Source organism: Pseudomonas sp. Q1, from assembly GCF_009935975.1.
In the GTDB taxonomy this organism is placed as follows: Bacteria; Pseudomonadota; Gammaproteobacteria; order Pseudomonadales; family Pseudomonadaceae; genus Aquipseudomonas; species Aquipseudomonas palleroniana.
This window is the reverse complement of the sequence record NZ_QODI01000011.1, coordinates 89,833-116,036: the sequence shown is the minus strand read 5'-3', so window position 1 is coordinate 116,036 and position 26,204 is coordinate 89,833. Positions and strand designations below refer to the sequence as shown.

Sequence of the window (26,204 nt, the reverse complement as noted above, 5' to 3'; positions counted from 1 at the left end):
GGAAAAGCCCAGCGGGTGCGCCGCTGGGCTGGGGAAGTAAAGCTAGAGCATTATTGCGCTTTTTGCGGCTGTTGGGCTTTCCAGGCTTGGAATTCCTTCCATTCGGCACGGCGCTCGGCTTGTTTCTTGACGATCTCGTCGAATTTCTTCTGCTGATCGGGTTTCAGCACGGCGCGGATGTCGGCCTGGGTTTTCAGCTTGCCCGCCTCGATCTCATCCTGCATGGCTTTCTGGTCGGCGGCCGGGAGTTTGTCCAGGTACTTTTTGACCAGGTCTTTGCGAGCGTGCCATTGCTCACCCATCAACTTGCCGATTTGCTGGCGTTGTTCCTTGCTCAGGTCCAGCTCGCGGAATGGGCCGCCTCTGCCGCGTGGACCGTGTTCACCGCCGTGGCCCGGGCCACCCATCATGTGACCTTCAGGGCCGCCCATCGGGCCTGGGCCTTCCGGCATGGCGGCCATGGCAACGGTCGGCAGGGCAGCGGCGAACATCAGAGCGATAAGGGTCTTGCGCATGGTGATTCTCCTGTCTCTATTCCGGTGAGTCCGGATGTGGGTAGATTAAGGAGATCAAGGTCAGGCGCCGTCAGGAGAGGGTAAAGGTTTGGTAAGGGAGAGGCGCAGCTGCAAGTTGTCAGCTGCAAGCAGCAAGTCAGCGCTTTTCACTTGCCGCTTGCAGCTTGCCACTTAGAACTGCCTTAAAGGCTGTAGTAATAACCGCGGCTACGCAATGCCACGATCCGTGGCCGACCGTCCGGGTGCGGGCCGATCTTCTTGCGCAGGTTGCTGACGTGCATGTCCAGGCTGCGGTCGTAGAGCGTCAGCTTGCGCCCCAGTGCGATCTGCGCCAGTTCCTGCTTGTCCAGCGGTTCGCCGGGCTGGCGCAGCAAGGCTTCCAGCAGACGGCTTTCGGAGACGGTGAGAGAGAATTCCTGTTCATCGATGCTGACCACGCCGCGCACCGGGCTGAAGCACAGGTCACCCAGTTCCATCTGCGTGGATACGGCCGCAGGGTGGCTGCGGCGCAGCACGGCGCGCAGGCGGGCGGTGAGTTCCCGAGGGTCGCAGGGTTTGGCCAGGTAGTCGTCGGCGCCCAGTTCCAGGCCGAGGATACGGTCCAGCGGTTCGCCACGGGCCGAAAGCATCAGTACCGGTAGCTCCGGATGGTCGGTGCGCAATTGCTTGAGCAATTCCAGGCCGCTGCCGTCGGGCAGCATCACGTCAAGCACCACCGCCGCCGGGGCGGCGTCGGCCAAGGCTTTGCGGGCGCTCAAGCCATCGTGGCAGGCGCGTACGTGAAAGCCTTCCTGGCTCAGCCAACTGCTCAGCAGCTCACAGAGCTCCTGGTCATCATCTATCAGTAACAGCTCGCTCATGACTTACTCAATTTAGCCATTGTCGACGGCGACGGTGCCCACCGCTGGCGAAGATCCCGCACAGCAAGGCGATCAGCGCGACGGCCGCACCCGTGACGAACCACTGTTGTTGTTCGGTCAGCCAGCGCGTCAAGGCGCCACCCTGTGTTTCTTTGAGTTGCTGGGCCAGGCGTTGGTTCTCCTGGCGCAAGCGATTCAGTTGGGCGCTTTCGCGGGCGGCATCCGCGCTTTGCAGTTGTTTGCTCAGTTCTTCCCGTTGTCGTTCGCTTTCTTGCAAGCGTTGCTGCAACTCGGTGATCTGGCTGCCGGCACTCAAGGACAGGGGCGTGGAACTGCCGGTGCTCGAGGTTTCTTCAGCGTGGGCCGTAGCCCCGATCGTTAACACTGCCAACAGACACAACTGACGTAAGCGCATCGGAACTCCTGATTCCACACGAATATTCAGAACGTTGTCGGCAGGTTACCGGGAATAATGAGCCATTAGGAGTACGCCGAACCGATTAGGTTCGACGCTCCTTGCATTACGGCAGGACTTGCTTGAACGGCTTGATCAGCACATCGGCGTAGACGCCGGCCGCGACATACGGATCGGCCTTCGCCCACGCCTGGGCATCGGCCAGGGACGCAAACTCGGCGACGATCAGGCTGCCAATGAAGCCGGCCGCGCCCGGGTCGTTGCTGTCGACCGCAGGGTGCGGGCCTGCCAGCACCAGGCGGCCTTCGGCTTGCAGCACATGCAGGCGCTCCACGTGGGCTGGGCGCACACTCAGGCGTTTTTCCAGGGAGTTGGCGACGTCGGTGGCAATGATTGCGTAGAGCATGTCAGTCCTCGGTTTTCGGCGTGGTAGGGTCGGTGTCATGCAGGTGACGGGACAGGTAGATACCCTGGCCGACCAGGAACAGCACGGTCATGGCCAGGCTGCCGAACACCTTGAAGTCCACCCAGTAGTCCTGGAAGGTAAAGGCCACGAACAGGTTGGCGGCGCCGCAGAACAGGAAAAACACGATCCAGGCCACGTTCAGGCGTGTCCAGACCGGCTCCGGCAGGGTCAGTGCATGGCCCATGATCCGCTTGATCAACAGGCGGTCGCCGACGAAGTGGCTGCCGATGAACGCCAGGGCGAACAGCCAGTTCACCGCCGGGGCTTTCCACTTGAGGAAGGTTTCGCTGTGGAAGGCCAGGGTCAGGCTGCCGAAGACCAGGCAGGCGACCAGGGTCAGCCATTGGCTTTTTTCCAGTTTGCGCTGGGAAATGAAGATCGCGCCGTAGACCACCACGGAGCTGATGATCAGCACGGCAGTGGCGCTGTAGATGCCTCCGACGGTCAGCTCGTGGCCCGCTAGATCGATGACCCTGGGGTCGAGTTTGTAAACGATGAAAAACAGCAACAGCGGGATGAAGTCGATGAATTGTTTCACAGTAAGAGCCAGAAGCTGGATGTGGCGGCATAATAACAAACATCCTTGGTAGCGAAAGCGCCAGCTGACTTGAGGTTACACAGTCCCGTGAATGTTGATTTGCACTGCCACAGCACAGCCTCCGACGGCGCCCTGGCGCCCGCGGCACTGGTTGCGCGAGCGTTTGAAAAAGGCGTGCGAGTCTTGTCATTGACCGACCATGACACCCTCGAGGGGCTGGATGAAGCCCGCGCAGCCGCCCATGCCCTGGGCATGCAACTGGTCAACGGCGTGGAATTGTCCTGCACTTGGGGCGGCGCCACTATTCATGTGCTGGGCTACGGTTTCGACCAGGCAGCCCCGCCACTGGTGAAGGCCATCGCCCAATTGCACGATGGCCGCTGGCTGCGGTCCGAAGAAATAAGCCGCAAACTCAGCCTCAAAGGCATGCCCAATGCCCTCGACGGTGCCCGCGCCATCCAGCAGGAGCTGGGTGACAGCGGCAACGCGCCGGCCCGGCCGCATTTTGCCGACTGGATGGTGCGTGAAGGGTTTGTCAAAGACCGTGCCGAGGCCTTCCGCAAATGGCTGGGCGCCGGCAAGCTGGGCGATGTGAAGCTGCATTGGCCGACCCTGGAAGACACCGTCGAGACATTGCGCGCCTCCGGTGCCTGGGTCAGCCTGGCGCACCCCTGGCATTACGATTTCACCCGCAGCAAGCGCCGCAAGCTGATTGGCGACTATATTGGAGCGGGTGGCCACGCAATCGAAGTGGTCAATGGGCATCAGCCCGCCGAACAAGTCGGCAGCCTGGCGATCCTTGCCCGCGAATTTGGTCTGCTGGTCAGCGCCGGCAGTGATTTTCATGGCCCAGGCGGCTGGTCCGAGATCGGCGAGTATCGCCAAGTCCCGGAAGACCTGCCGCTCCTGTGGGGGCGATTCAAGCATGACCCCATTACTGCCACCGTCTGAACAGGTAGAACACGTGAGCCAATTCTTCCAGATTCATCCGGAAAACCCGCAAGCGCGCCTGATAAAACAGGCCGTGGAGATCATTCGCGCCGGCGGTGTGGTGATCTACCCCACGGACTCGTCCTACGCCATCGGTTGCCAGATCGGTGACAAAAGTGCGGTCGAGCGGGTCAGACGCCTGCGGGATCTGGACAAGAACCACAACTTTGCACTGATCTGCAGCGACCTGTCCCAACTGGGGCTGTTCGCCAAGGTCGACACCGGCACTTTCCGCCTGCTCAAGGCACACACGCCGGGGCCCTACACCTTTATCCTCAACGCCACCCGCGAAGTGCCGCGCCTGTTGCTGCACCCGAAAAAACGCACCATCGGCCTGCGGGTGCCGGAGCATCCGATTGCCCTGGCGCTGTTGGCTGAGCTGGGCGAGCCATTGATGAGTGTGTCGCTGATCCTGCCGGGTGAAGAAGAGCCCTTGTATGACCCCTACGAGATGCGCCGTTTGCTGGAAAAACATGTCGACCTGATCATCGACGGCGGCTACGGCGGCAACAAGGCCTCCACCGTGATCAACCTGGCCGACGGCGAGCCCGAAGTGGTCCGCGTGGGCTGTGGCGACCCGGCGCCGTTTATGGTCGAGGCCTGAATGTCGGTCGTGGAAACCGTTGACCCCCAGGCGGGCGCCCAGCAGGAACTGCCGTTCGCCATGGTGTATGGCCAGGCGGTCATGGAAATGCCGCTGGACCTGTACATCCCGCCGGACGCCCTGGAAGTCTTTCTTGAAGCCTTCGAAGGCCCGCTCGACTTGCTGCTGTACCTGATCCGCAAGCAGAACATCAACATCCTCGATATTCCGGTGGCGGAAATCACCCGCCAATACATGGGCTATGTCGAGCTGATGCAATCGGTACGCCTGGAACTGGCCGCCGAATACCTGGTGATGGCGGCCATGCTCGCCGAGATCAAGTCGCGCATGCTGTTGCCGCGCTCGGAGACGGTGGAAGCCGAAGAGGACGACCCGCGTGCCGAGCTGATCCGCCGTCTGCAAGAGTACGAACGCTTCAAGGCCGCCGCCGAAGGCATTGATGGCTTGAGCCGGGTCGGTCGTGATGTGGTGGTCCCCAAGCTGGATGCCCCGCAGGCACGGGCGCGCAAGCTGTTGCCGGACGTGAGCCTGGAAGAACTGTTGATGTCCATGGCCGAGGTGCTGCGCCGTGGCGACATGTTTGAAAGCCATCAGGTCAGTCGCGAGGCGCTGTCGACGCGCGAACGCATGAGCGATGTGCTTGAACGTCTGAAAGGCGGTGGTTTTGTGCCCTTTGTCGAACTGTTCACCGCTGAAGAAGGGCGCCTGGGAGTCGTGGTGACCTTTATGGCGATCCTCGAACTGGTCAAGGAATCGTTGGTCGAGCTGGTCCAGAATGAGCCTTTTGCGGCTATCCACGTGCGGGCGCGAGCCGAATAAAGAGCTGAATCGATGAATCTGACTGAACCCCGCGAACTGGCGCCGTTGCTGGAAGCTTTTCTCCTGGCCTCGGGCAAGCCGCAATCCCTGGAGCGCCTGTTCGAACTGTTTGAAGAAGCCGAGCGCCCCGAGCCGCCAGTGTTCAAGAAGGCGCTGGAGATTCTGCGCAAGTCCTGCGAGGGCCGTGCCTTTGAGCTGCTGGAAGTGGCTTCGGGTTATCGCCTGCAGATCCGTGAGAAATTTTCCCCATGGGTCGGCCGCTTGTGGGAGGAACGCCCGCAGCGGTATTCGCGGGCTATGCTGGAGACCATGGCGCTGATCGCCTATCGCCAGCCGATCACGCGGGGCGAGATCGAGGATGTGCGGGGCGTGGCGGTCAATAGCCATATCGTCAAGACGTTGCTTGAGCGCGAGTGGATTCGCATCGTCGGTTACCGGGACGTACCCGGTAAGCCGGCGATGTTCGCGACCACCAAGATGTTTCTCGACCACTTCAACCTGAAAAATCTCGACGACTTGCCGCCCTTGGCCGAACTGCGCGAGATGGAGGCCGAGCCGGTGCTCGACTTCGACGATGCCCCGGTTCCCCCCGGCCTGCAGGAGTTGGCGGACGCCACGGCCGAGCCGGAAGAGCCGAAGGACGAAACCAGTTTCCATACGTTGTTGCTGGAACTGGACGACATGGAACAGGGCATCAAGACGGACTTCGACGATTTGCTGCGCGAGGATACTGTGCAGGCGCAACCCCAGGAACAGGTTGAGCCAGAGCTAGAACCAGAGCCAGAGCCAGAGCCAGAGCCAGAGTCAGAGGAAGACATCCTCGGCGTTGCCCAGGCCCGGGAAAAGCTCCTGGCCGCCGTCGCTGCCCTCGAACAACCGCCGCTGAGCGACGAAGAGGACGAAGCCCGAGCCCTGGCCGAAGCCATCGAGGCCGAGCGACGCCAGTTCGAAGACTGACTCAAGGACCTTATGTGAGAGGGGGCTTGCTCCCGATAGCGGTGGCTCAGTCAAGGAGATTGAGACTGACACATCGCAATCGGGAGCAAGCCCCCTCCCACAATCCTCACCGGTCGGCGGAAAAGTGAATGACTTGGCGCTAATCGACTACTCTGTGGTGCGCAACACGCGCCATGCGCGTATGATTCGCGACCCTTTGCCGACCTATTCGGCCAAAGCCCCGCTTTCAACACTCTTCAGGCCGCGCCTGAATCGACCCACCGGGAGGTGCTTAAGATGAACGACAAAGACCAGAACGACAGCCAGGAAATCGGCCCAGCAGGCGAAAAACTGCAAAAGGTGCTGGCGCGTATCGGCGTGGGCTCGCGCCGCGACGTCGAAGCCTGGATCACCCAGAAGCGCATCAAGGTCAACGGCGTCGAGGCCACTCTTGGCCAGCGCGTGGACCTGCACGATGCAATCACTATTGATGGCAAGGTCATCAAGCGTGAAGAGGCCGCCGAGTCGGTGCGCCGCGTGATCATGTACAACAAGCCCGATGGCGAGATCTGCACCCGTGACGACCCGGAAGGCCGTCCGACCGTGTTCGACAAGATGCCCAAGCCGAAGGAAGGCCGTTGGATCAACATCGGTCGCCTGGACATCAACACCACCGGTTTGCTGATGTTCACCACCGACGGTGAGCTGGCCAACCGCCTGATGCACCCGTCCTACGAGATGGATCGTGAATACGCGGTGCGTGTACGCGGTGAAGTCGATGACGAGATGATCGAACGTCTCAAGGCGGGCGTGGTGCTGGAAGACGGTCCGGCCAAGTTCACCGACATCAAGCAGGCGCCAGGTGGCGAAGGTTTCAACCACTGGTACCACTGCGTGGTGATGGAAGGTCGTAACCGTGAAGTGCGTCGTCTGTGGGAATCCCAGGGCCTGGTGGTCAGCCGCCTGAAGCGCGTGCGTTTCGGGCCGGTGTTCTTGAACTCCGACCTGCCGATGGGGCGCTGGCGTGAAATGAGCCAGTACGAAGTCGACATCCTCAGTGCCGAAGTCGGCCTGACGCCAGTGGCGATGCCACAGATGAACGCCAAGAGCAAAGACAAGCTCGAGCGCATGCAGCGTAAATCGTCGCGCCCTGTGGCGCGTACCGAACGCGTGGCCCGGACCCTGCGCCCGGCACTCAATGCGCCGGCAACCGGTGGTCGTATTTCCCGTGAGCCGCACATCGAAGGCGAGCGTCGCCCAACCGCGCCATCGCGTCAGGAAGGTGAACGTGCACCACGCGCGCCGCGTCCGGCTCCGGCCGGTGGTCGCAGCAACCGTGGTGAAGCGGATCGCCCCGCCGACAGCGCCAACACCAAGCGTCCTTCCAAGCCGGCGGCGAACAAGCGCCCCGGCCCTAAACTGGTCGCCGACGAGCCGTCGGGCAAGCGCCGTGGCGCACCGGCCGGTTCGGGTCAGCGCCCGGGTTTTGGTCGCAAGAAGCCGCAGTAAGGTAAGTGCTGCACAAAAACGCCAACCCTAGGGGTTGGCGTTTTTTTTGCCTTGGAATCAGGTCAAAAAGTGTGGGAGGGGGGCTTGCTCCCGATAGCGGTGTACCAGGCACCATCTTCATAAGCAGACCCACTGCCATCGGGAGCAAGCCCCCTCCCACAATTGATCTCTGTGGAGGTTGAAGTCAGTGTTCAGAAGGCAAAGGCGCCGTCAACTGCAAGTGATGGCTACCTTTTTGCCTTGGAATCAGGTCAAAAAGTGTGGGAGGGGGCTTGCTCCCGATAGTGGTGTACCAGGCACCATCTTCATAAGCAGACCCACTGCCATCGGGAGCAAGCCCCCTCCCACAATTGATCTCTGTGGAGGTTGAAGTCGGTGTTCAGAAGGCAAAAGCGCCGTCCAATCCAAGTGATGGCTGTTTTTTTGCCTTGGAATCAGGTCAAAAAGTGTGGGAGGGGGCTTGCTCCCGATAGCGGTGTACCAGCCACCATCTTCATAAGCAGACCCACTGCCGTCGGGAGCAAGCCCCCTCCCACAATTGATCTCTGTGGAGGTTGAAGTCGGTGTTCAGAAGGCAAAGGTGCCGTCAAACACCGGCTTGTCATCCAGCGCCAGCACCCCGCTGGCGAAGATCAAGTCCAGGTGATGGCTGCCTTTCTGCCCGCCGCCCAAGCCCAGGTGCAAGCCGCAATGGCGCTCTTCGAAGCCGGCGTTGCGCGCATACAAATCCTTGACCCCTTCATTGGTGCCAATTCCCAGCTCCTCCACACGACGGTTGGACGGGTTGGCGTTCAGGTATTTGTTGAAGTCATCCGCCAGCCCAGGCACGTCACTGGCCACGCTGCAAACGGTCGAGTTTTCGATCCACAGCTCCAACGGCGATTGCAGAACGCCGTATTTGCGCGCAAAGGGGATGGTGCTGAGGAAGGTGCCGACAAAGCGCACCTGGCCATTGATGGCCTCGCTGTGGGTGGCGATTTCGCCGGGGGCCAGGTCGTGGTTGCCCACGCCGTTGATATTGGTCCACTTCTTGATGCTGCTCAGCGGCGCCTCCAGGCGTGAGCCGTGTTTGTCGGTAAAGCTCAGCACGCGGGCATCGGACATGCGCCGGATCAGCGTGGCGTTGAGGTCGGCGATGCGCTGGGGCTCGACGCTGAACGTGTCGTAGAAATAGTCGCCATAATCCTTGAACAGCAGGGATTTCTTCCAGTGCTCGGCCATCACGCCTTGCAGGGCGCGGATAAAGTCCGGGCCTTCGGCGCGTGGGTTAGGCAGGGTCGAAGAGTCGTAGAGAAACAGGTAGAGGTCACAGGCCTCGATGGCTTGGGCCAGGGCTTCGCTGGGCGCCAGGTCCAGGCGCTGTACCTGGAAGTTGAAGCGCGCGGCGCTGCCTTGGATGATTGTCTGGGCGATGGCGTCGTAGCGGTCGGTATGGCCGAGCAGCACGGTAGGGCGGTTCAGGCCGTTCAGGGCCGGGTGATGAGCGAGGTAGTAGAGAAAGTGTTCGACGGCGCGGGCCTTGTCCATGACGTACGTCCTTTGATGCCTTGGGTAAGGGGGGCAGGTGCCGTGCACAGCACCTGCCGGATGCCTGCCGTTTCTTAGAAAGGCCACATCGCGGTGCCGAACGGCACCACGGCATCGGCTTGCATCATTTCAACGGCGGCCTCATGGGTCGGCGCTTCAAACCAATCGTCGAGTTGCAGTTCGGTTTCCAGGTCGTTTTCCAGTGCTTGCATGGTGTATCTCCTAGAGGACGTTGTTTGAGAACGGGCATGCCAGCGGGCTTCGCTGGGCAAGTTCAAGAACCTAGGCGAGAGCGTTTCAGAATGCAAAAAATTTATTGACACGGTCTCATTTGAATTTTTTGTTCTGTTTTTTCGGCGTTGATTTTTTTTCTGAAAAAACAGAAGGCTGGCTGAACCGATTGATCAGGTTTTTCCTACCGACAATTTTCCGTTAGATGACAGATTGAGCTGCCTGTAACGCTGGTTTTACGGGTTGTAACGACATATTTACAGGTTAGGCCGGGTATTGGGGGGCATGGGCTGGCCGTAAGGAATCTCTGACAGATTGTCGCGGTCGCTTGCAGAGGTCGGCCTCAAGCTGTCGAGCGGTGTACAATGCGCCGCGTTTTACTGTGACTCCCTTGCGTACCCACGCCAAAGGCCAAGACCTCAGGGTTATCACCCCTGATCACTCCGCCCGGCCACGAGCCGGACGGGTTCGATTTCGTCACAGATAAAAACAAACAGGTGACGCATGACCGTTAGAAAGACGCTGTACTCCTGGTGCCTGCGCTGGGGTTTGAGCGGCGCTGCTTGAGTCGAGATTCAAGACAGCAACGTGCATTCAACATCATCAAACCTTGCGTGAGACCCTTTTCATGAGTGGACCCCATTCTTCTTCAGGCGAGCTGAAACGCGGCCTGAAAAATCGGCATATCCAGTTGATCGCCCTCGGGGGCGCCATCGGCACCGGCCTGTTCCTGGGCTCGGCCGGGGTGCTCAAGTCCGCCGGCCCATCGATGATCCTGGGTTATGCCATCTGTGGCTTCATCGCCTTCATGATCATGCGCCAGCTCGGCGAAATGATCGTCGAAGAGCCGGTTGCCGGCTCCTTCAGCCACTTCGCCCACAAGTACTGGGGCGGTTTCGCCGGCTTCCTGTCGGGCTGGAACTGCTGGATTCTGTACATTCTGGTGGGCATGTCGGAGCTGACCGCTGTCGGCAAATACGTGCACTACTGGTGGCCGGAGATCCCGACCTGGGTCTCGGCGGCGGTGTTTTTTGTGCTGATCAACCTGATCAACCTGGCGAACGTCAAAGTCTTTGGTGAAGCGGAGTTCTGGTTCGCCATCATCAAGGTCGTGGCCATTGTCGGCATGATCGCCCTGGGCAGCTACCTGCTGGTCAGCGGCAACGGCGGCCCGCAAGCCTCGGTCAGCAACCTGTGGGATCACGGTGGCTTTTTCCCCAGCGGCGTCAGCGGCCTGGTGATGGCCATGGCGATCATCATGTTCTCGTTCGGCGGCCTGGAAATGCTCGGCTTTACCGCCGCCGAAGCCGACAAACCACGCACGGTGATCCCCAAGGCGATCAACCAGGTGATCTACCGCATCCTGATTTTCTACATCGGTGCCTTGGTGGTGCTGTTGTCGCTGACGCCCTGGGACAGCCTGCTGGCGACCCTCAATGCCTCCGGTGATGCCTACAGCGGCAGCCCATTCGTGCAAGTGTTCTCGATGCTGGGCAGCAATACCGCCGCGCACATCCTCAACTTCGTGGTGTTGACCGCAGCGCTGTCGGTGTACAACAGCGGCACCTACTGCAACAGCCGCATGCTGCTGGGCATGGCCGAGCAGGGCGATGCGCCACGGGCTTTGGCGAAGATCGACAAGCGCGGCGTGCCGGTGCGTTCGATCCTCGCTTCAGCGGCGATCACCCTGGTGGCGGTACTGATGAACTACCTGATCCCGCAACATGCGCTGGAACTGCTGATGTCCCTGGTAGTGGCCACCTTGGTGATCAACTGGGCGATGATCAGTTACTCCCACTTCAAGTTCCGCCAGCACATGAACCGCACCGGCCAGGTGCCATTGTTCAAGGCGCTGTGGTACCCGTACGGCAACTACCTCTGCCTGGCGTTCGTGGCGTTTATCCTGGTGATCATGTTGATGACTCCCGGCATCCAGGTGTCGGTGTATGCGATCCCGGTATGGGTGGCGTTCATGGCGGCGTGCTACGCCATCAAGCACAAACGCAGTGCGCAGCAGGCGCTGGACGCGACAGTATCGGTGTCCGTGGCGAAGTAAGCGCAAGGTGTGATCAAGCAAACCCGGCCATGTGCCGGGTTTGTTGTTTAAGGGCTTGAGCGAGGATGCGCTCGTGTACCTCACGGCAATTTGGGCGGCTGGGTGGTCGTGAAGATGTAGCGCGCAAAGCGCCATTGACCACCGGTTTCTCGATGTAGCAGGAAGATTTCCTGGTTGCCTTCGGCACTGCTTTGCTGGTCGCTGGACAGCCGCTTGACCGTACCGTTAGAGCGCGTACGCGCAAACGCCCAATCACGTGACAGCGGTCGGATTTCATCGATGGTAAAGCGTATGTCGAGCTTGATTGTGTTGAAGACCTGACGATACGCCGCGCGCACTGCGTCACGGCCTACTGCCGGCAGGCTGTACTGCGGCATGAACACGGCATCGTCCGTATACAAGGTCATGACTCGGTCGATATCAGAGGAGTTCAATGCGGCTTCATAGCGGTTGAGTTGCTGGGTTATGGCAGTTTTCACCGCATCCTCGGGGGCGGATTGGGCGGCCTGGGCGGTTATGGGTAGTAAAAAAGCGCTGAGAACCAGTGCAATCAATGTGGTACGCATGGCAGTACTCCAGAATGTCAGAGCAAGACGACAAGCTTGCCGAGTGCACGATCACTTTCCATCAAGCGGTGCGCGTGGCGGACCTCGTCGAAGGCGAAGGTTCGGGTATGGATGGAAGGCATTCGCTTGGCAGCAATTTCCTTTGCGAGCCACGGCAACGGCGTAGCCAACAATGGCAGGGCGGGAGTCCCCAGCAAGGCGCTCGGGAAGAAATTCAGTCGCACCCCGGCAGGGAGGTCTTGCATCAGATGGAAATTCTCCATGATCGGCGGGCCGCCGAGCAGGCCGATGACACTCACTGCACCAAACGGTCGCAGTGTCTTGATCGTGTCGCGCAGTGTTGTGGCGCCGACAACTTCGAGCGCGGCATCCACCCCTAGAGGAGCGATTTCCCGAATTCGCTGGGCGATTTCACCGTTGTCGATGACCACCTCATCAGCTCCCATATCATAAAGACGTTGGATGTTCGTCGCGGTACGTGTAGTCGCAATCACGGTTAACCCACGGGACTTGGCATAGGTGATGGCAGCCAGGCCAACCGATGAAGTGCCGCCCCGTACCAGCAAAGTCTGGCCTTTTTGAATGGCTAAACTCTTGTCAAGCGCCCCCCAGACCGTCAGATACGCTTGCGGCAGCGTGGCGAGCTCTTCCCACGAGAGCGAGGTGTCATCCAGTGAGATCACGTTGCTACGCAGCACCGTCACCTGCTCGGCATAGCTGCCATTGCGGCTGAACTGCATGCCGCCCATGGCCGTGGCTACGCGCTGGCCAGTACGCAAGATACCGGCGGGGTCATGGATAACTTCGCCCACAGCTTCGATACCGGGTACGCGAGGTGCATTGATTTCGCCCATTTTTCCAGCGCGCAGATACGTTTCTGCGCGGTTGAGTCCAAATGCACGGACACGGATTTGTACTTCGTCCGAGGTTGGCTCGGGTGATGGGATATCTCGCAGTTGGAGGACTTGCGGGCCGCCCGGTTGTTCAATCACATAAGCTTTCATGGTCGTTTCCTCAGGTACCTGGCTGGTTGATTGAAACGTTGCTTTACAAGCCAGTGAGTGCACTATCCACTACTCGAATGTGGAAGATAATCCTCGGAATGGATAGGCTTGCTTTCAAAAATGAGAGGAGCAATGTCATGGACTTAAACGCCGTCCGGATGTTTGTCAGCGTGGCCCAGACCGGTAGCCTTTCGGCCGCAGCTGAGCGTCTGGACATTCCGCTACCGACCTTGAGCCGACGCATTCGCGAGCTTGAGCAGCAGTTGAAGGTGCAATTGCTCGAACGTTCTGTACGTGGCACCAAACTTACGGACTCGGGGACGCGCTTGTACGAACACGCCAGTCGTGGCATTGAGGCGTTGATTGAAAGCGAACAGGCCGTGATCAGTGATCAGGCACAATTGAAGGGATGTTTGCGGCTGTCTCTGCCGCCGTCGTTTGAGCCGTGGTGGGACGTACTGTCGGCTTTCCAGGATCGCTATCCGCAGATCCAGATCAGCGTCTACACCACTGAGCGTCGCATCGATCTGATCGAGGATGGTGTCGATGTGGCGCTGCGCGTAGGCATGATTGCGCACGAGACCATGGTCGCTCGCCGCATGCTGACCTATCGTCACATTCTCGTCGCCAGCCCGACATTGATTGAACGGCTGGGTGCGCCCAGTGGTGTCGAAGCGTTACATGGTTATCCATGTGCGGTCTGGACCCAGGGTGCCCATGCGACATGGCAGTTGGGCACCGTGGTATTCAAACCTGAAGCGATTCTGTCCACCAACGACTATGCGCACCTGCGCAGGCGGGCGTTGGTCGGTGATGTGGTAACGGAGCTTCCGCCATTTCTGGCGGCGAGCGCCATTCGAGAAGGGACGTTACTTGCGCTACTTCCCGAGCATCCGCTACCCGAGCAGCACATCAACTTGCTCTACCCGTCGCATCGGCACCCGTCTGCCATTGTGCGGGCGTACCTGGATTTTGCGCAGGGGTACTTGGGGTATCTCGCCCAGGTATCGTCTACCTCCGACTAAGGGCGACTCCTGGCCGGTTTCTGCCGGTTATCGGTGTTATTTTTCGCGCAATTCCAAAGGCAGTGCCGCCAAGGTGCTAGCCCGTGGGACTTGTCAGGCGACGGCCCATGACAACCATGCCGATTTCAGCCAGATCGGTTTTGAAAGGGATTTCACCGATTTCCTGGAAACCGGAACCTTCATAGAAGCGGCGCGCATTCGAGTTGGTCTTGAGTACGTCGAGCCAGAGCAAGCGTGCGCCGCGCTCTATCGCTCGGTTGCAAATAAAGCTCAGCAGCTGTTTCCCATACCCTCGTCCTGCTTCGGATTGGAGGAAGTAGATTTTTTGCAGTTCTGCGCCCACCTCGCCAGTCAACGGCGCAGGTGTTGACCAGTTGACTTTGGAAAAGCCTACGACCTTACCGCTGTCGTCTGAGGCAATAAGCCACAAATGACTCGCGCCGGATTCGAGTGATTGGCCGAGTGCGCTCGGTGAGAAGTCTTGATTGAGAAAATCCTGCATGCCGGCAGGCGACCAGATGCTTGAAAAATGCTCTCGGTAGGTCGCACAGCCGACTTCCCGTAGCGCGTCGAGGTCGGCTTTAGTTGCTTCACGAATGTTGATCATGCGTCTCCCTGATTGATTCGCACGGAGCGCCACATTGATGCTCCTTGCGTCCCAGTTTTCCTTGGATGCCAACGGCCCGCCTGTATTTGGCGCTGTCGACATCAAAACAGAGTTTAAGCGCCAGGCCAATTGTTCGGGCGGCTTTCCCGTTTTGCCTGAAAAACCACGTTGTGGAGTGAAATACTGAGACAATCAAAGAACGCCTGAGCCCAAATGATCAAACAGGGTTTATGGCGATCGAGAGTTTTCGCAATCATGAGAATGCAATGCTGAAGGTTTCCAACACCGTCCACCTGCCCGACGCCGAGATCGAGCTGACTGCCATTCGCGCCGAAGGCGCCGGCGGGCAGAACGTCAACAAGGTGTCGAGCGCGGTGCACCTGCGCTTTGATATTCCGGCCTCGTCCTTGCCGGAGTTTTACAAGGAGCGCTTGCTGGCGCTGCGTGACAGCCGCATCACCAGCGAAGGTGTACTGGTGCTCAAGGCCCAGCAATACCGGACTCAGGAACAGAACCGCGCGGATGCGCTGGAGCGTCTGGTGGAGCTGATTCTCAGCGCCACCAAGGTCGAGAAGAAGCGCCGTCCGACCAAGCCTACGCTGGGCTCCAAGAAGCGCAGGCTGGAATCCAAGACCAAGCGCGGCAGTATCAAGGCCGGGCGCGGCAAGGTCGACTTCTAGGCGTCCCGTGTCTCGCGAGCCTTGGGCGCCTGGCGGTACAGGTACACACTCAGCAGCAAGCCACCTGCGGCTGCGAGGGCGGCGAACAGGAAGATCGATGCAAAGCCGAAGCCTGATGCCACCGCCCCGGCGAGCGGGCCGGTGATGCCCAGCGACAAGTCGATAAACAGCGAATAAGCCCCCACCGCCGCACCGCGGCTGGACGCGGGCACCAGGTTGACAGCCTCCACACCCAACGCCGGAAACACCAGGGAAAAGCCGAAGCCGCTCAACGCCGCTCCCGCCAGGGCCAGGTGGGCATTCGGTGCGAGCCACAGCAACAGCAGGCCGAGGACCTCCACCGACAGGCAGGCAATCGCCACGCGAAAACCACCGATACGGTTGATCAGGTTACCGAACAGCAGGCGCGCGCCGATAAAGCTGGCGCCGAACAGGCTCAAGGCCCACACCGCGTTATCCCAGTGCTGGGTGGTGTAATACAGGGTGATAAAGGTGGCGATGGTGCCAAAGCCGATCGAGCCCAGCGCCAATGCGCAGCCGTGGGGCAGCACGCGGCCCAGCACATTCATGAACGGCAGGCGCACACCGGCCACGATCGGTGCGGCTTCCTTGTTCCAGGCCAGCAGCACGCCCAGCACCGCCAGCAACACGATGCTGACACCCATGCTCCACAGCCCGAACTGGCTGACCAGCAACACCCCCAGCGGCGCGCCGACGGCCAGCGCGCCGTAACTGGCGATGCCATTCCATGAAATGACCTTGGCCGTATTCGCGGCGCCGACCCGGCCGATGCCCCAGCCGATCGCGCCCGACCCGACCAGGCTTTCCGCGCTGCCCAGCACCAGTCGACCGATCAGCAGGCTGCCCAGGCTCACGGCCGGCAGGCTGGAGAACCAGGCGGCCAGCAACATGAACACGCCGCTCAGCCCGCAGCCGACCAGGCCGATCAGCACGGCGCGCTTGCTGCCCAGGTTGTCGATGATCTTGCCGGCGTACGGGCGGCTCAACAGGGTGGCCAGGTATTGCACGCTGATCACCAAACCAGCGATGACCGCGCCATAGCCCAACTGACTATGCACATAGCCCGGCAACACGGCCAGGGGGATGCCGATATTCAGGTAACCGATAAAGGTGAACAGCACGATGGAAACGACTTGCAGCGTGACCGCCATGGGGCGCTGGGTATCTGGCATGAGAGGGATCCACTGTCGCAGCAGGTAAAGATAGGCTGCTAATGATACCTGTCGCTGGGCGCGGGCAGGGCGGCTAATCTCAAAAAGGCTGGATCAAGCCCCCATCAGGATTTAGCGGGCGCCAGTAACTGCGTGGTCACCAAGGCCGCCAAGGCGTTTTCCTGGGTGCCGAAACGCTTGAGCAGCACGGCTTGTTTTTCGGGGCTGAGGCGGTTCCAGACTTCGACCATCTGCAAGGCAGCGTCGAGTACGGCGGCGTCGGGGGAAGCAGGGAGGGTATCGGTCATAGCGGGTATCTCGGGTGATGCAGGCCGTGTGGAAAGCGCTTCAACGTTGCGCTTTCCATACGGTCTGGTACGGCTTCAGCCTTGGCGTTTGCTGTCGGCTGGTTTTGCTTGTTGGGTCTCAGGCTGTTTGTTGCCGGCCTGCTGCGGTGTTGGCTGCTCAGTCGGGTGCAGGCTTGGGAAGGGGAGATTAGGGATCTCGTGCATGTGGGTCGCTCCTCGCAAGGTCTGTTTTCAATCGCAGGTAATTGCGCGCTCTCAAAAAGCCTTGGCAGGATACAGCACTGAAAATGACAAAAAGATTTTAATGTCGTCGGATGCATGAACTTTCATCGTCCAGACGGTCGCGTGGTCAGAACGGCACCTTGCCCAGAATCATGTCGCGGTACATGACGAAGTCGCCCAACAGGCTGTAAAACGGGTGTTGAAAGGTTGCCGGGCGGTTCTTTTCGAAGAAGAAGTGGCCGATCCACGCAAAGCTGTAGCCGGCGACGGGCAAGGCCAGCAGCAGGCCCAGCGAACCGCGGCCGATGGCATAGGCCAGAATGCCGATCACCAGGGTGGTGCCGATAAAGTGCAGGCGACGGCAGGTGCTGTTGCCGTGCTCGCGCAGGTAGTAAGGGTAGAACTCGGCAAAGCTGTTGAATTGCTTGACGTTTTCCATGCTGGTCGGGCCTTTGACGGTGATGCCGCTCGGCAGATGTTCGGTGGGTAGCTTATTTGAGTCTAGAGTGATCAGTGGTAACAGCCAGTGACAATAGATGCCACTTTAGTATCCTTGGCTTGCTGGTTGCCGGATAAGCCTGCTTTCTAGAAGACGACGCCATGAGTGAACGAACCACTTCTGCAAGCTGGGCGATGGGTATAGTCAAGGCATTGGAAATGGACGGCCTGGATTGCCGTGCGTTATTCAAGCAGTTGGGCCTGGATTACAGCGCTCTCAGTGACCCTGATGCACGCTTTACGCAAGACTCCATGACCCGCCTCTGGCAGCGGGCCGTGGAGTTGTCGGGCAACCCGGCGATTGGCCTGAATATGGGCAAGGTGGTGCGCCCGGCGTCGTTTCACGTGGCCGGTTATGCGCTGATGTCCAGCAACACGCTGGCTGAAGGCTTCATGCGCCTGGTGCGTTACCAGCGCATCATCGCCGAAAGCGCCGACCTGAGCTTTCGGCTGTTGTCCGAAGGTTATGCACTGATTCTGACCGTGCACGGTGATCATCTGCCGCCCACCCGGCAGAGCGCCGAAGCCTCGTTGGCCTGTGCGTTGGCGCTATGCGGCTGGCTGAGCGGCCGCACCCTGCAACCGCGTAAAGTCATGTTGCAAGGCGACCAGCCACTGGACCTGGCGCCCTACAAGCAAGCATTTCATGCGCCCTTGGAGTTCAATGCGCCCTACGACGCGCTGATTTTCGAGCGTGCCGATATGGATGCACCGTTGCCCACGGCCAACGAGGCGATGGCGCTGCTGCACGATCGGTTTGCCGGTGAGTACCTGGCGCGCTTTTCCGAGAGCCGCGTGACCCATAATGCCCGCCAGGTGCTGTGCCGCCTGTTGCCCCAGGGCGAGCCCAAGCGTGAAGCGGTGGCCCAGACCCTGCACCTCTCGCAACGCACCTTGCAGCGCCGTCTGCAGGAGGAGGGCACCAGTTTCCAGACGTTGCTCGACGACACCCGTCGTGAACTGGCCGAGCAATACCTGGCGCAGCCCAGCATGACCCTGTTGGAAATTGCCTACTTGCTGGGGTTTGCCGACCCGAGCAATTTCTTTCGCGCATTCCGGCGCTGGTTCGACGCCACGCCCGGCGAATACCGTACGCGGCTGCTGCAGACATCGCAGGTCAGTGACGCCAGAACGCCGGGATACACAATACAAACACCGTAATAATCTCCAGCCGTCCCAGCAGCATGCCGAACGACAGGATCCACTTGGCCGCATCGGGCAAGCTGGCGAAGTTGCCGGCCGGGCCGATGGTTTCACCCAGGCCCGGGCCGACGCCCGATACCGTGCTCGCCGCGCCGGTCAATGCGGTCATCCAGTCCAGGCCCAGCAGCGACAGGGCCAGGGCGATGGCACAGATGGTGATGGCGAAGAAAAACGAGAACGTCAGAATCGAACGCACGATTTCTTCGTCGAGGCGATGGCCGTTGTACTTCTGCTTGATCACCGCTCGCGGGTGAATCAGTTGGTTCAAGTTGGCCTTGAGCAGGATGTAGGCGACCTGGAAACGGAAGATCTTGATCCCGCCGGCGGTGGAGCCCGAGCAGCCGCCGATAAAACCCAGGTAGAAGAACAACATCAGTGAGAAGTTGCCCCAGATGCTGTAGTCCCCCAACGCAAAGCCGGTGGTGGTGACCACCGAGGTGACGTTCACCGCCACATGGCGCAGTGCATCCAGCCAATGCAAATCGGTGGTCCACCAATACCAGGTACCCAGCACCAGCCATGTCACGACCAGCAACGCCAGCAAGCCCTGCACCTGCTGGTCCTTGATCAGCGCTCGCCGGTTGCCACGCAAGGTGGCCACGTACAGGGTGAACGGCAAGCTGCCGAGGATCATTACCGCCACAGCAACCCAGTGCACCGCCGGTTGTTTCCAGTGCGCCAGGGATTCGTCGGAGGTGGAGAACCCACCGGTCGAAATCGCCGACATCGCATGGTTGATCGCGTCGAACAAGCCCATTCCCGCCCACCAGAACGCCAGGCTGCCGAGGATGGTGATACCGACATAAGTGGCCACAATGAGCCGCGCCACCATGTGCGAGCGTGGCATGACCTTCTCCGAGCGGTCAGAGGATTCGGTCTGAAACAGGCGCATGCCACCAATGCGCAGCAGCGGCAGAATCGCCACCGCCATGCCGATAAAGCCGATGCCGCCCAGCCAGTGCAGCAGCGAGCGCCACATCAATATGCCTGGGGACATGCTGTCCAGGCCGCTCAGCACGGTGGAACCGGTGGCGGTGATGCCGGACATGCTTTCAAAAAACGAGTCGGTGTAGCTGATGTGCTGGGTCAGCAGAAACGGCAACGCGGCGAAGATGCACACCACCAGCCAGCTGCTGACCGTCAGCAGGTACATGTCCCGAGGACGCAGGTGGACGTGTTCGGGGCGGCCAGGGATGACCAGGGCCAGGCCCGCGAGAAATGTGATCAGGCTGGCCCACAGGAACGAGGGCAGGTCGCTGGTGCGTTCGAAGATCACCAGGGTCGCCATCGGGACGACCATGGCGATCGCAAGGGTGATCAGGAAGATGCCGATGATGAAACCGATGATGCGTAGGGTCGGCAACGCCATGAAGAAAGCTCGGATGTGGGAGTGGCGCCATTCTACCCGTGGTGCGAGTCTTGTAAACCGAGGGGGGCAGGGCGACCCGGGTCAAAATGTGGGAGGGGGCTTGCTCCCGATGACGGCGGGTCAGCAGATAGATCTTTCACTGAGCCACCGTCATCGGGAGCAAGCCCCCTCCCACAAGGGATTTGTGGTGGTAGATAGGGCGTATGAAAAAGGCGACCCGAAGGTCGCCTTGTTCAATGCGGCACGGATCAGAACTCGTGATCCGCGTTATCCGGGTTCAGGTCGCTGATGCCCAGCTTGCCGGCGGCGGTTTCGATCGCGCCGGTCTGCTTGACCAGCGCGGCAATCGCGTCACGCACGATCTGGTTGCCTTTGTCATTGCCGGCGGCGATCAGTTGGTCGTAGTGCTCACCGTTGTTGGCGTGATCGACCATGACTTGGATCTTCGCTTCAGTGGCAGCCAGGTCAGCCTTCAGCGCAGCGTCGGCCGCCGGGTCAACCTTGGCCACCAGCGACGACAGGCTGGCGCCGGTCATTTGGGTGCCGTCGGTGCGGGTGTACTCGCCCAGGTAGACGTTGCGGATGCCTTTGGCATCGTAGAAGTGCGAGTTGTGGGTGTTGTCGCTGAAGCAATCCTGCTCGTCTTCCGGCGAGTTGGCTTCCAGGGAGACTTTCATGCGCTCACCGGCCAGCTCACCCAGGGACAGGCTGCCCATGCCGAACAACATTTTACGCAGGCCGTCGGTGGCAGGTTCCGACTCCAGGGTGGCGCGGTAATTGTCTTCGACGTTGGGCTTCCAGTTGCCGACCATTTCTTCCAGGTCGCTGACCAGCAATTGGGTCACGGCGCGCAGGTAGGTGCGACGACGCTCGTTGTGGCCGCCGGTGGCGCCGTCGCCGGTCATGTAGTCCGACGCCGGGCGGTTGCCCGCGCCTGGGCCGGTGCCGTTGAGGTCCTGGCCCCAGAGCAGGAACTCGATCGCGTGATAGCCGGTGGCGACGTTGGCTTCGGAACCCCCCAGTTCATTGAGGCTGGCGAGTTTTTCCGGGGTGATGTCCTTCACGTCGACCTTGTCTTCGCCCACTTGGATCTGGGTGTTGGCGATGATGTTGGCGTTGGCGCCCGGGTTGCCCAGGGCGTGCTCGTAGGATTTGTCGACGTAGTCGATCAGTCCTTCATCGAGAGGCCAGGCGTTCACTTGGCCTTCCCAGTCGTCGATGATGGTGTTGCCGAAACGGAACACTTCGCTCTGCAGGTACGGCACACGGGCGGCAACCCAAGCGGCGCGGGCGGCTTTCAGGGTTTCGTCGTTCGGGTTGGCGAGGAAGGTGTCGATTGCGGTCTGCAGGGTTTTCGCGGTGGATTCGGCGTCGCTGTACACCGCGAACACCATGTCGGCGTAATGCGCGACCACGGCCTTGGCGGCTGCCTCGTCGACCTGGCCAGCCGGAGCCGCCGCAGGTGCGGTGCTGCTGGCGGCTGCGGGTGCTTGAGGCGCGGCCGCCTTGTCTTTACCTTCGCCGCAACCGGCGAGAGAAATGGCAAGGGCCAGCAGACTGGCGGTGGCCAGGGGCATACGAATCATGGCGAACATCCTGCTTCGGTTGGGGTTGGGGCACGCGAGGGCGCGCAAAACTGCGACATAATGCGAAAGATTTGCATTTTGTGTAAAGCGTTATACGCGGGAAATATTTGGTATTGCTTTGCACGGTCAAAGAATCGCCGCGTTATTGCGCTCGGATTGTTTCAAGTACACCGCCAACTCACGGGCCTGCAGGGGTTTGCTGTAGTAGTAACCCTGCCCCTCATGGCAGCCCTCGGCGATGATGTAGGCCTCTTGCTCGGCAGTTTCAACGCCCTCGGCAATCACCTGCATGCCCAGGCTTTTGCCCAACTGGATGATGGCGCGCACGATGGTGGCATCGTCGTCATCATCGAGCAGGTCCTGGACGAAGCTCTTGTCGATCTTCATTTTGTCCAAGGGCAGGCTTTTCAGGTAGCTCAGCGACGAATAGCCGGTACCGAAGTCATCGATGGCGATCAGCGCGCCGGAGCGTCGCAGGCTCAATAAGTGCTGGGCGGCGGTGCTGATGTCTTCCATCAGGCCGGTCTCGGTGACTTCCAGCTCCAGGCTACGGGGTGGCAAGCGGTAGATCTGCATCAGGTTATTGACCACCCGCGGCAACTCGGTGTGGTGCAACTGCACGGTGGACAGGTTGACCGCCATGCGCAGCTCGGTGAAACCCAGGTCGTGCCATTCGCGCAACTGTCGGCATGCCTGGTCGAGTACCCACTCGCCAATCGGAATAATCGTACCGTTCTGTTCCGCCAGGGGGATAAACAGGTCGGGTGGTACCAGGCCGTGTTCCGGATGCTGCCAGCGGATCAGCGCTTCCACGCCGACCACGCGGTGGTCGCGGTAACTGATCTGGGGTTGGTACACCAAGTGGAATTGGTCCCGGCTCAGGGCATCGCGCAGGTCTTTTTCCAGTTCGCGGCGGCGGCGCATTTCGCTGTCGACGCTGGCGATGTAGAACTGATAGCGGTTGCGCGAGCGGCTCTTGGCCAGGGTCATCGTTTGTTCGGCTTTTTGCAGCAGCTTCTCAGTGCTGTCGCCGTCTTCCGGGAACAGCGTGATGCCGATGGTGGCGCGCAGGCGGATCTGATCCTGGTCGAGGGCGAAGGCCTCCTCCAGGTCATCCAGGATGCTTTGTGCCAGCTCGGCGGCCTCGTAAGGCTGCTCGATATCGGCCTGAACCAGCGCGAACTGGTCGCCCCCCAGGCGGGCCAGGGCGCCGAGGCGGCCGCTGTGGGCACGCAGACGGTCGGCCAGTGCCAGCAGCAATTTGTCGCCGGCCTGGTAGGTAAACTGTTCGTTGACGCTCTTGAAGTCGTCCAGCCCGACGCACAGCACTGCCACACGGCGTTGTCGGCGGCCGGCGTCGGTCAGGATCTTGTCCAACTGCTCCTGCAGCTTCTGCCGATTCGGCAGGCCGGTGAGAAAGTCGTACTGGGCCATGCGCAGCAGGCTGGATTCGGCCTCATGGCGTAGGTGGGTATTGCGCTCGATGGATTCGAGCAACTGGTTGGCCGTGTTGATCCACAACCCCAGCTCATTGCGCTCATGGCCCTTGAGTTGGGGGATTTTGTGTTCGCTGGGCCGGTCCGGGTTGATTGATGTCAGATGTTCGATAATCCGCGACAGCGGTTTGGTCAGCAGCCAGTGATACACCAGGTACAGCACCAGGCCCATTGCCAAGGCGCGCAGTACGCCGGACACAAAGATGATCACCGAGCTGACAATAAAACCTTTGCCGTAGGTGGCCGTGTCCAGGGTGATGCTCAGGTCGCCGTAATATTCGCTGTAGGGGCCTTTGCCGACCAATGCGGTGGTGAAGGTGCGTTCCTGGCCCAGAATCAGGTCGGTCAGCCAGCGGGTGGGCGATTGCTGCAAGGCGCGGCTTTTTTCCGCGAGCATGGTTTCGTTGGGATGGCCAATGGAGGCCATGCGCACGGCGTCGTCCTGAAACAGACCCTCGATGACCTGCATACCCATCTCGCGATCCAGGCTGTAGACGGCCTGGGTCGAGGGGTCGCGAAACATGTCGAGAATGCGTTGGGCATCGCCCGCCACGGCCTGGTGTGTCTTGTAGGCATCGAAAACGATCTGCGCCACGCTCAACGCCACGCCCACGATCAATGCCGACAACAGCACAACCCGTAGCAACTTCACCGACAAGCTGTTTTTGAGTTCCAGCTTCAAAGGGTCATTCCTTGTTCCATGCGGGTAGCCTCAATATGCCATGAGTATTGGCAATCTCGGGGTGTCAGTCAAAGGAACATTGGGGCAAAGCAGGTTTGAAGTCGGTCATCAGGTGGTGCAGGGCGGATTTGCATCCGCCTGCAAGGGGCGCAGTCGGTATCAGAAGGTCAACGTACGCTTTGTCGTTTCTTGAAGACTCGAAAAATCCAGGTTTTTGTTTTGAGGCTCCAGAGCGTTGCCCAGCGCCTTGGCCAGTACATTGGCGAAGGGTTGGACAAGCGGGGTGACGGCGCTGGTGATATCTCCAGCGGCTTTGGCGACGTCGCCGATGAGGGGCAGCGCGGCGAGTGCTCCAATAGACATAGTTAATTCTCCGACAGGTATGAGAGGCGAATTCCTCTGCATGCCTGGGTGGCGTTGCCGGTTCGCTCAGTTCCGTCGCCCATGAAAAAGCCCGGCATTCGCCGGGCTTTTTCTACTGCAAGTGTTGCTTAGGCAGTGAAGGTCTTGCCTTCGAACTGCTCAGCCACGAACTTCCAGTTGACCAGGTTCCAGAACGCTTCCACATACTTTGGACGCACGTTGCGGTAGTCGATGTAGTAAGCATGTTCCCACACGTCGCAGGTCAGCAGCGGGGTGTCGCCGCTGGTCAGCGGGTTGCCGGCGCCGATGGTGCTGGCCAGGGCCAGGGAACCGTCAGCCTTTTTCACCAGCCAGCCCCAACCGGAACCGAAGGTGCCGACGGAAGTCTTGGTGAACTCTTCCTTGAACTTGTCGAACGAACCGAACGCAGCGTTGATGGCTTCAGCCAGGGCGCCGGTCGGTTGGCCGCCGGCGTTTGGCGCCAGGCAGTTCCAGTAGAAGGTGTGGTTCCAGACCTGAGCGGCGTTGTTGAAGATGCCGCCCGAAGAGGATTTGACGATCTCTTCCAGGGTCTTGCCTTCGAACTCGGTGCCAGGCACCAGGTTGTTCAGGTTCACGACATAGGTGTTGTGGTGCTTGTCGTGGTGGTATTCCAAGGTTTCCTTGGAAATGTGCGGCTGCAGGGCATCGTGTGCGTACGGCAGCGGCGGCAATTCGAAAGCCATGATGATTCTCCTAATCAGGTCAGTTGCGGTGAGCGCAAGGCCGATCACGGGCGGCCAAACAAGCGCCGGGGAGTTTGAACTCTTTGCGGCGCAGGGTCCGGATCATAGCACCGGGGGTGTGGCAAAACCACGCAACAACTGTGTGGGATAGAGGTTCCAGAGCGTTTTGGAATATTCGTCAGGCGCTGATCAATTGATAGGCCACGCTGAACATCATCACCGCGACCAAAAGATCCAGCAGGCGCCAGGTTGCCGGGCGTGCCAACCAGGGCGCCAGCCACGCCGCGCCCAGCGCCAGGCTGGCGAACCACAGGAACGAGGCGCTGGCCGCACCGGCCACATAGGCGCCCGGTTCGGTTTGCTGAGCGCCCAGGGAGCCTATCAACAGCACGGTGTCCAGATACACATGGGGGTTGAGCAGCGTCACCGCCAAGGCACTGAGCAATACAGCGCGCAGTGAGCGCGCCTTGAAGGCGTCGCCGTGTTCCAGGCTTTGCTTTGAAAACGCCCGACGTAGCGCCGAGGTGCCATACCACAACAGGAACGCCGCGCCGCCCCAGCGGGCAATCGCCAGCAGCAGTGGGTTCTGGGCCAGCACCGTGGCCAGGCCGAACACCCCGGCGGCCACCAGGATGGCATCGCACACGATGCACAGGGCCGCCACCGGCAGGTGATGCTCACGGCGCAGGCTTTGCGCCAATACAAAGGCGTTCTGCGTGCCGATCGCCATGATCAGGCCAAGCGCCACCAGCAGTCCGTTCACATAACTTTGCCACATAAGGTTTACTCCGCGTCCGCTGCCAATTGCCGTAAAACCCGCAGCGCGCGCTCGGCGTCGGCGCGGCCGACAAACAGGTGGTCGTGGTAGTAGCCGGCGATCACGTTGCAACTGATGCCGGCCTTGCCCAGCGCACTGGCGAAAGCGGCGGTCAGGCCCACGGCTTCCAGGGCCGAATGCACGTTCAAGGTGATCCAGGCCGCGACATACTCGAAAGCCAAGCCGGCTTGTTGCGCTTGTTGGCGCTCGAGGATCAGGGTCAGGCCTTCCTGCTCGCGAAAGCTGCCGATGATCTCGCAGCCTTCGGGAATACGTCGGTCGGGCAGGGTGCAGAACACGTAGTCACCCTCATGCAACTGCGGGCTCATGCTGCGCAGCAGGGTTGCCAGGGCGGTTTCGCCAGCCATGTGAAGGTTCCTTTCGAACGTGAAGAGGTGAAATACGACGAAGCAAT

29 protein-coding genes are annotated in these 26,204 nt (G+C 60.3%); 9 read left to right on the top strand and 20 right to left on the bottom strand.

The features are described from left to right. Positions 1-50: 50 nt before the first annotated feature. The 5 genes from DK870_RS18625 to DK870_RS18605 all read right to left on the bottom strand — a co-directional run bounded on the left by DK870_RS18625 (position 51) and on the right by DK870_RS18605 (position 2,794). Complete coding sequence (locus tag DK870_RS18625; RefSeq protein ID WP_090368908.1) at positions 51-515, bottom strand: LTXXQ domain protein; 465 nt, start codon at positions 513-515, stop codon at positions 51-53. Positions 516-697: 182 nt separating this feature from the next. Further along, the gene (locus DK870_RS18620) at positions 698-1,375 is read right to left on the bottom strand and encodes a response regulator transcription factor (protein WP_090368910.1); all 678 of its coding nucleotides are present in this window, start codon (positions 1,373-1,375) and stop codon (positions 698-700) included. Positions 1,376-1,382: 7 nt separating this feature from the next. Further along, on the bottom strand, positions 1,383-1,790 hold the full coding sequence (locus DK870_RS18615) for a hypothetical protein (protein WP_060754158.1): 408 nt from the start codon (positions 1,788-1,790) through the stop codon (positions 1,383-1,385). 106 nt (positions 1,791-1,896) lie between these two features. Further along, entirely contained in the window at positions 1,897-2,196 is a 300-nt protein-coding gene (locus tag DK870_RS18610) for a YciI family protein (RefSeq protein ID WP_060754157.1), read from the bottom strand. A 1-nt stretch (position 2,197) separates the two neighbouring features. Next, positions 2,198-2,794, bottom strand: coding sequence for a septation protein A (locus tag DK870_RS18605; protein ID WP_060754156.1), 597 nt, complete (start codon positions 2,792-2,794; stop codon positions 2,198-2,200). 87 nt (positions 2,795-2,881) lie between these two features. Between DK870_RS18605 and DK870_RS18600 the strand changes: the two genes are divergently transcribed. The 5 genes from DK870_RS18600 (at position 2,882) to rluB (ending at position 7,652) form a co-directional block, all read left to right on the top strand. Next, on the top strand, positions 2,882-3,745 hold the full coding sequence (locus DK870_RS18600; RefSeq protein WP_060754155.1) for a PHP domain-containing protein: 864 nt from the start codon (positions 2,882-2,884) through the stop codon (positions 3,743-3,745). A gap of 13 nt (positions 3,746-3,758) precedes the next feature. Then, entirely contained in the window at positions 3,759-4,388 is a 630-nt protein-coding gene (locus DK870_RS18595; RefSeq protein WP_060754154.1) for an L-threonylcarbamoyladenylate synthase, read from the top strand. Positions 4,389-4,508: 120 nt separating this feature from the next. After that, positions 4,509-5,207 (top strand): ScpA family protein, encoded by a 699-nt coding sequence (locus DK870_RS18590; RefSeq protein ID WP_174554055.1) that lies wholly within the window; start codon positions 4,509-4,511, stop codon positions 5,205-5,207. Between the two features lie 12 nt (positions 5,208-5,219). Continuing rightward, on the top strand, positions 5,220-6,164 hold the full coding sequence (scpB, locus tag DK870_RS18585; RefSeq protein WP_161549369.1) for an SMC-Scp complex subunit ScpB: 945 nt from the start codon (positions 5,220-5,222) through the stop codon (positions 6,162-6,164). Positions 6,165-6,440: 276 nt separating this feature from the next. Further along, on the top strand, positions 6,441-7,652 hold the full coding sequence (gene rluB / locus DK870_RS18580) for a 23S rRNA pseudouridine(2605) synthase RluB (protein WP_060754151.1): 1,212 nt from the start codon (positions 6,441-6,443) through the stop codon (positions 7,650-7,652). Between the two features lie 567 nt (positions 7,653-8,219). On the opposite strand, the gene DK870_RS18575 is transcribed toward rluB, so the two are convergent. Continuing rightward, positions 8,220-9,179 carry a leucyl aminopeptidase gene (locus tag DK870_RS18575; protein WP_161549368.1) on the bottom strand — a complete coding sequence of 320 codons (960 nt, stop codon included), beginning with the start codon at positions 9,177-9,179 and terminating at the stop codon, positions 8,220-8,222. A gap of 74 nt (positions 9,180-9,253) precedes the next feature. Beyond that, a complete protein-coding gene (locus tag DK870_RS29370) occupies positions 9,254-9,391 on the bottom strand; it encodes a hypothetical protein (protein WP_003175756.1) in 138 nt (45 codons plus the stop codon). 647 nt (positions 9,392-10,038) lie between these two features. Here DK870_RS29370 and DK870_RS18570 point away from each other — a divergent pair. After that, positions 10,039-11,466, top strand: coding sequence for an amino acid permease (locus DK870_RS18570; RefSeq protein WP_060754149.1), 1,428 nt, complete (start codon positions 10,039-10,041; stop codon positions 11,464-11,466). An 80-nt stretch (positions 11,467-11,546) separates the two neighbouring features. Here the strand turns inward: DK870_RS18570 and DK870_RS18565 are convergent, their stop codons facing one another. Together DK870_RS18565 and DK870_RS18560 are read right to left on the bottom strand one after the other, a co-directional pair. Next, positions 11,547-12,032: an SgcJ/EcaC family oxidoreductase gene (locus tag DK870_RS18565; protein WP_104994671.1), complete on the bottom strand. Its 486-nt coding sequence runs from the start codon at positions 12,030-12,032 to the stop codon at positions 11,547-11,549. Between the two features lie 17 nt (positions 12,033-12,049). Beyond that, a complete protein-coding gene (locus DK870_RS18560; protein WP_161549367.1) occupies positions 12,050-13,036 on the bottom strand; it encodes a zinc-binding alcohol dehydrogenase family protein in 987 nt (328 codons plus the stop codon). Positions 13,037-13,173: 137 nt separating this feature from the next. Between DK870_RS18560 and DK870_RS18555 the strand changes: the two genes are divergently transcribed. Then, positions 13,174-14,061, top strand: coding sequence for a LysR family transcriptional regulator (locus DK870_RS18555; protein ID WP_161549366.1), 888 nt, complete (start codon positions 13,174-13,176; stop codon positions 14,059-14,061). Between the two features lie 76 nt (positions 14,062-14,137). On the opposite strand, the gene DK870_RS18550 is transcribed toward DK870_RS18555, so the two are convergent. After that, on the bottom strand, positions 14,138-14,668 hold the full coding sequence (locus DK870_RS18550; RefSeq protein ID WP_161549365.1) for a GNAT family N-acetyltransferase: 531 nt from the start codon (positions 14,666-14,668) through the stop codon (positions 14,138-14,140). A 266-nt stretch (positions 14,669-14,934) separates the two neighbouring features. On the opposite strand from DK870_RS18550, the gene arfB reads away from it, so the two are divergent. Then, positions 14,935-15,348 carry an alternative ribosome rescue aminoacyl-tRNA hydrolase ArfB gene (gene arfB / locus DK870_RS18545; protein ID WP_161549364.1) on the top strand — a complete coding sequence of 138 codons (414 nt, stop codon included), beginning with the start codon at positions 14,935-14,937 and terminating at the stop codon, positions 15,346-15,348. Here the strand turns inward: arfB and DK870_RS18540 are convergent. The 3 genes from DK870_RS18540 to DK870_RS18530 all read right to left on the bottom strand — a co-directional run bounded on the left by DK870_RS18540 (position 15,345) and on the right by DK870_RS18530 (position 17,489). After that, positions 15,345-16,541, bottom strand: a complete 1,197-nt coding sequence (locus DK870_RS18540) for an MFS transporter (protein ID WP_060754146.1) — start codon at positions 16,539-16,541, stop codon at positions 15,345-15,347. The two genes, arfB and DK870_RS18540, sit on opposite strands and share 4 nt — an antisense overlap. Before the next feature lie 104 nt (positions 16,542-16,645). Continuing rightward, the gene (locus DK870_RS18535; protein ID WP_090368921.1) at positions 16,646-16,828 is read right to left on the bottom strand and encodes a hypothetical protein; all 183 of its coding nucleotides are present in this window, start codon (positions 16,826-16,828) and stop codon (positions 16,646-16,648) included. 349 nt (positions 16,829-17,177) lie between these two features. Continuing rightward, entirely contained in the window at positions 17,178-17,489 is a 312-nt protein-coding gene (locus DK870_RS18530) for a DUF962 domain-containing protein (RefSeq protein ID WP_060754144.1), read from the bottom strand. 161 nt (positions 17,490-17,650) lie between these two features. Here DK870_RS18530 and DK870_RS18525 point away from each other — a divergent pair, with 161 nt between their 5' ends. Beyond that, entirely contained in the window at positions 17,651-18,709 is a 1,059-nt protein-coding gene (locus DK870_RS18525) for an AraC family transcriptional regulator (RefSeq protein ID WP_161549363.1), read from the top strand. Here DK870_RS18525 and DK870_RS18520 read toward each other — a convergent pair. The 7 genes from DK870_RS18520 to DK870_RS18490 form a co-directional block, all read right to left on the bottom strand. Further along, on the bottom strand, positions 18,666-20,120 hold the full coding sequence (locus tag DK870_RS18520) for a TrkH family potassium uptake protein (protein WP_060754142.1): 1,455 nt from the start codon (positions 20,118-20,120) through the stop codon (positions 18,666-18,668). The two genes, DK870_RS18525 and DK870_RS18520, sit on opposite strands and share 44 nt — an antisense overlap. Before the next feature lie 248 nt (positions 20,121-20,368). Further along, positions 20,369-21,706, bottom strand: coding sequence for an imelysin family protein (locus tag DK870_RS18515; RefSeq protein WP_060754141.1), 1,338 nt, complete (start codon positions 21,704-21,706; stop codon positions 20,369-20,371). Positions 21,707-21,832: 126 nt separating this feature from the next. After that, entirely contained in the window at positions 21,833-23,884 is a 2,052-nt protein-coding gene (locus tag DK870_RS18510) for a bifunctional diguanylate cyclase/phosphodiesterase (protein WP_060754140.1), read from the bottom strand. A gap of 159 nt (positions 23,885-24,043) precedes the next feature. After that, complete coding sequence (locus tag DK870_RS18505) at positions 24,044-24,247, bottom strand: hypothetical protein (RefSeq protein WP_060754139.1); 204 nt, start codon at positions 24,245-24,247, stop codon at positions 24,044-24,046. A gap of 128 nt (positions 24,248-24,375) precedes the next feature. Next, complete coding sequence (locus DK870_RS18500; RefSeq protein WP_003212997.1) at positions 24,376-24,972, bottom strand: superoxide dismutase; 597 nt, start codon at positions 24,970-24,972, stop codon at positions 24,376-24,378. A 178-nt stretch (positions 24,973-25,150) separates the two neighbouring features. Next, positions 25,151-25,750, bottom strand: coding sequence for a LysE/ArgO family amino acid transporter (locus DK870_RS18495; RefSeq protein ID WP_060754138.1), 600 nt, complete (start codon positions 25,748-25,750; stop codon positions 25,151-25,153). A 5-nt stretch (positions 25,751-25,755) separates the two neighbouring features. After that, a complete protein-coding gene (locus DK870_RS18490) occupies positions 25,756-26,157 on the bottom strand; it encodes an ACT domain-containing protein (RefSeq protein WP_060754137.1) in 402 nt (133 codons plus the stop codon). Positions 26,158-26,204: the final 47 nt, after the last annotated feature.

Excerpts from the sequence above, each read along its gene's own strand:
- DK870_RS18620 (WP_090368910.1), bottom strand. The coding sequence starts at position 1,375 with ATGAGCGAGCTGTTACTGATAGATGATGACCAGGAGCTCTGTGAGCTG.
- scpB (WP_161549369.1), top strand. The coding sequence starts at position 5,220 with ATGAATCTGACTGAACCCCGCGAACTGGCGCCGTTGCTGGAAGCTTTT.
- DK870_RS18575 (WP_161549368.1), bottom strand. The coding sequence starts at position 9,179 with ATGGACAAGGCCCGCGCCGTCGAACACTTTCTCTACTACCTCGCTCAT.
- DK870_RS18495 (WP_060754138.1), bottom strand. The coding sequence starts at position 25,750 with ATGTGGCAAAGTTATGTGAACGGACTGCTGGTGGCGCTTGGCCTGATC.
- arfB (WP_161549364.1), top strand. The coding sequence starts at position 14,935 with ATGCTGAAGGTTTCCAACACCGTCCACCTGCCCGACGCCGAGATCGAG.
- DK870_RS18505 (WP_060754139.1), bottom strand. The coding sequence starts at position 24,247 with ATGTCTATTGGAGCACTCGCCGCGCTGCCCCTCATCGGCGACGTCGCC.
- DK870_RS18525 (WP_161549363.1), top strand. The coding sequence starts at position 17,651 with ATGAGTGAACGAACCACTTCTGCAAGCTGGGCGATGGGTATAGTCAAG.
- DK870_RS18550 (WP_161549365.1), bottom strand. The coding sequence starts at position 14,668 with ATGATCAACATTCGTGAAGCAACTAAAGCCGACCTCGACGCGCTACGG.
- DK870_RS18565 (WP_104994671.1), bottom strand. The coding sequence starts at position 12,032 with ATGCGTACCACATTGATTGCACTGGTTCTCAGCGCTTTTTTACTACCC.
- DK870_RS18535 (WP_090368921.1), bottom strand. The coding sequence starts at position 16,828 with ATGACCGATACCCTCCCTGCTTCCCCCGACGCCGCCGTACTCGACGCT.
- DK870_RS18615 (WP_060754158.1), bottom strand. The coding sequence starts at position 1,790 with ATGCGCTTACGTCAGTTGTGTCTGTTGGCAGTGTTAACGATCGGGGCT.
- rluB (WP_060754151.1), top strand. The coding sequence starts at position 6,441 with ATGAACGACAAAGACCAGAACGACAGCCAGGAAATCGGCCCAGCAGGC.
- DK870_RS18570 (WP_060754149.1), top strand. The coding sequence starts at position 10,039 with ATGAGTGGACCCCATTCTTCTTCAGGCGAGCTGAAACGCGGCCTGAAA.
- DK870_RS18490 (WP_060754137.1), bottom strand. The coding sequence starts at position 26,157 with ATGGCTGGCGAAACCGCCCTGGCAACCCTGCTGCGCAGCATGAGCCCG.
- DK870_RS18610 (WP_060754157.1), bottom strand. The coding sequence starts at position 2,196 with ATGCTCTACGCAATCATTGCCACCGACGTCGCCAACTCCCTGGAAAAA.
- DK870_RS18500 (WP_003212997.1), bottom strand. The coding sequence starts at position 24,972 with ATGGCTTTCGAATTGCCGCCGCTGCCGTACGCACACGATGCCCTGCAG.
- DK870_RS18625 (WP_090368908.1), bottom strand. The coding sequence starts at position 515 with ATGCGCAAGACCCTTATCGCTCTGATGTTCGCCGCTGCCCTGCCGACC.
- DK870_RS18555 (WP_161549366.1), top strand. The coding sequence starts at position 13,174 with ATGGACTTAAACGCCGTCCGGATGTTTGTCAGCGTGGCCCAGACCGGT.
- DK870_RS18515 (WP_060754141.1), bottom strand. The coding sequence starts at position 21,706 with ATGATTCGTATGCCCCTGGCCACCGCCAGTCTGCTGGCCCTTGCCATT.
- DK870_RS29370 (WP_003175756.1), bottom strand. The coding sequence starts at position 9,391 with ATGCAAGCACTGGAAAACGACCTGGAAACCGAACTGCAACTCGACGAT.
- DK870_RS18520 (WP_060754142.1), bottom strand. The coding sequence starts at position 20,120 with ATGGCGTTGCCGACCCTACGCATCATCGGTTTCATCATCGGCATCTTC.
- DK870_RS18530 (WP_060754144.1), bottom strand. The coding sequence starts at position 17,489 with ATGGAAAACGTCAAGCAATTCAACAGCTTTGCCGAGTTCTACCCTTAC.
- DK870_RS18560 (WP_161549367.1), bottom strand. The coding sequence starts at position 13,036 with ATGAAAGCTTATGTGATTGAACAACCGGGCGGCCCGCAAGTCCTCCAA.
- DK870_RS18540 (WP_060754146.1), bottom strand. The coding sequence starts at position 16,541 with ATGCCAGATACCCAGCGCCCCATGGCGGTCACGCTGCAAGTCGTTTCC.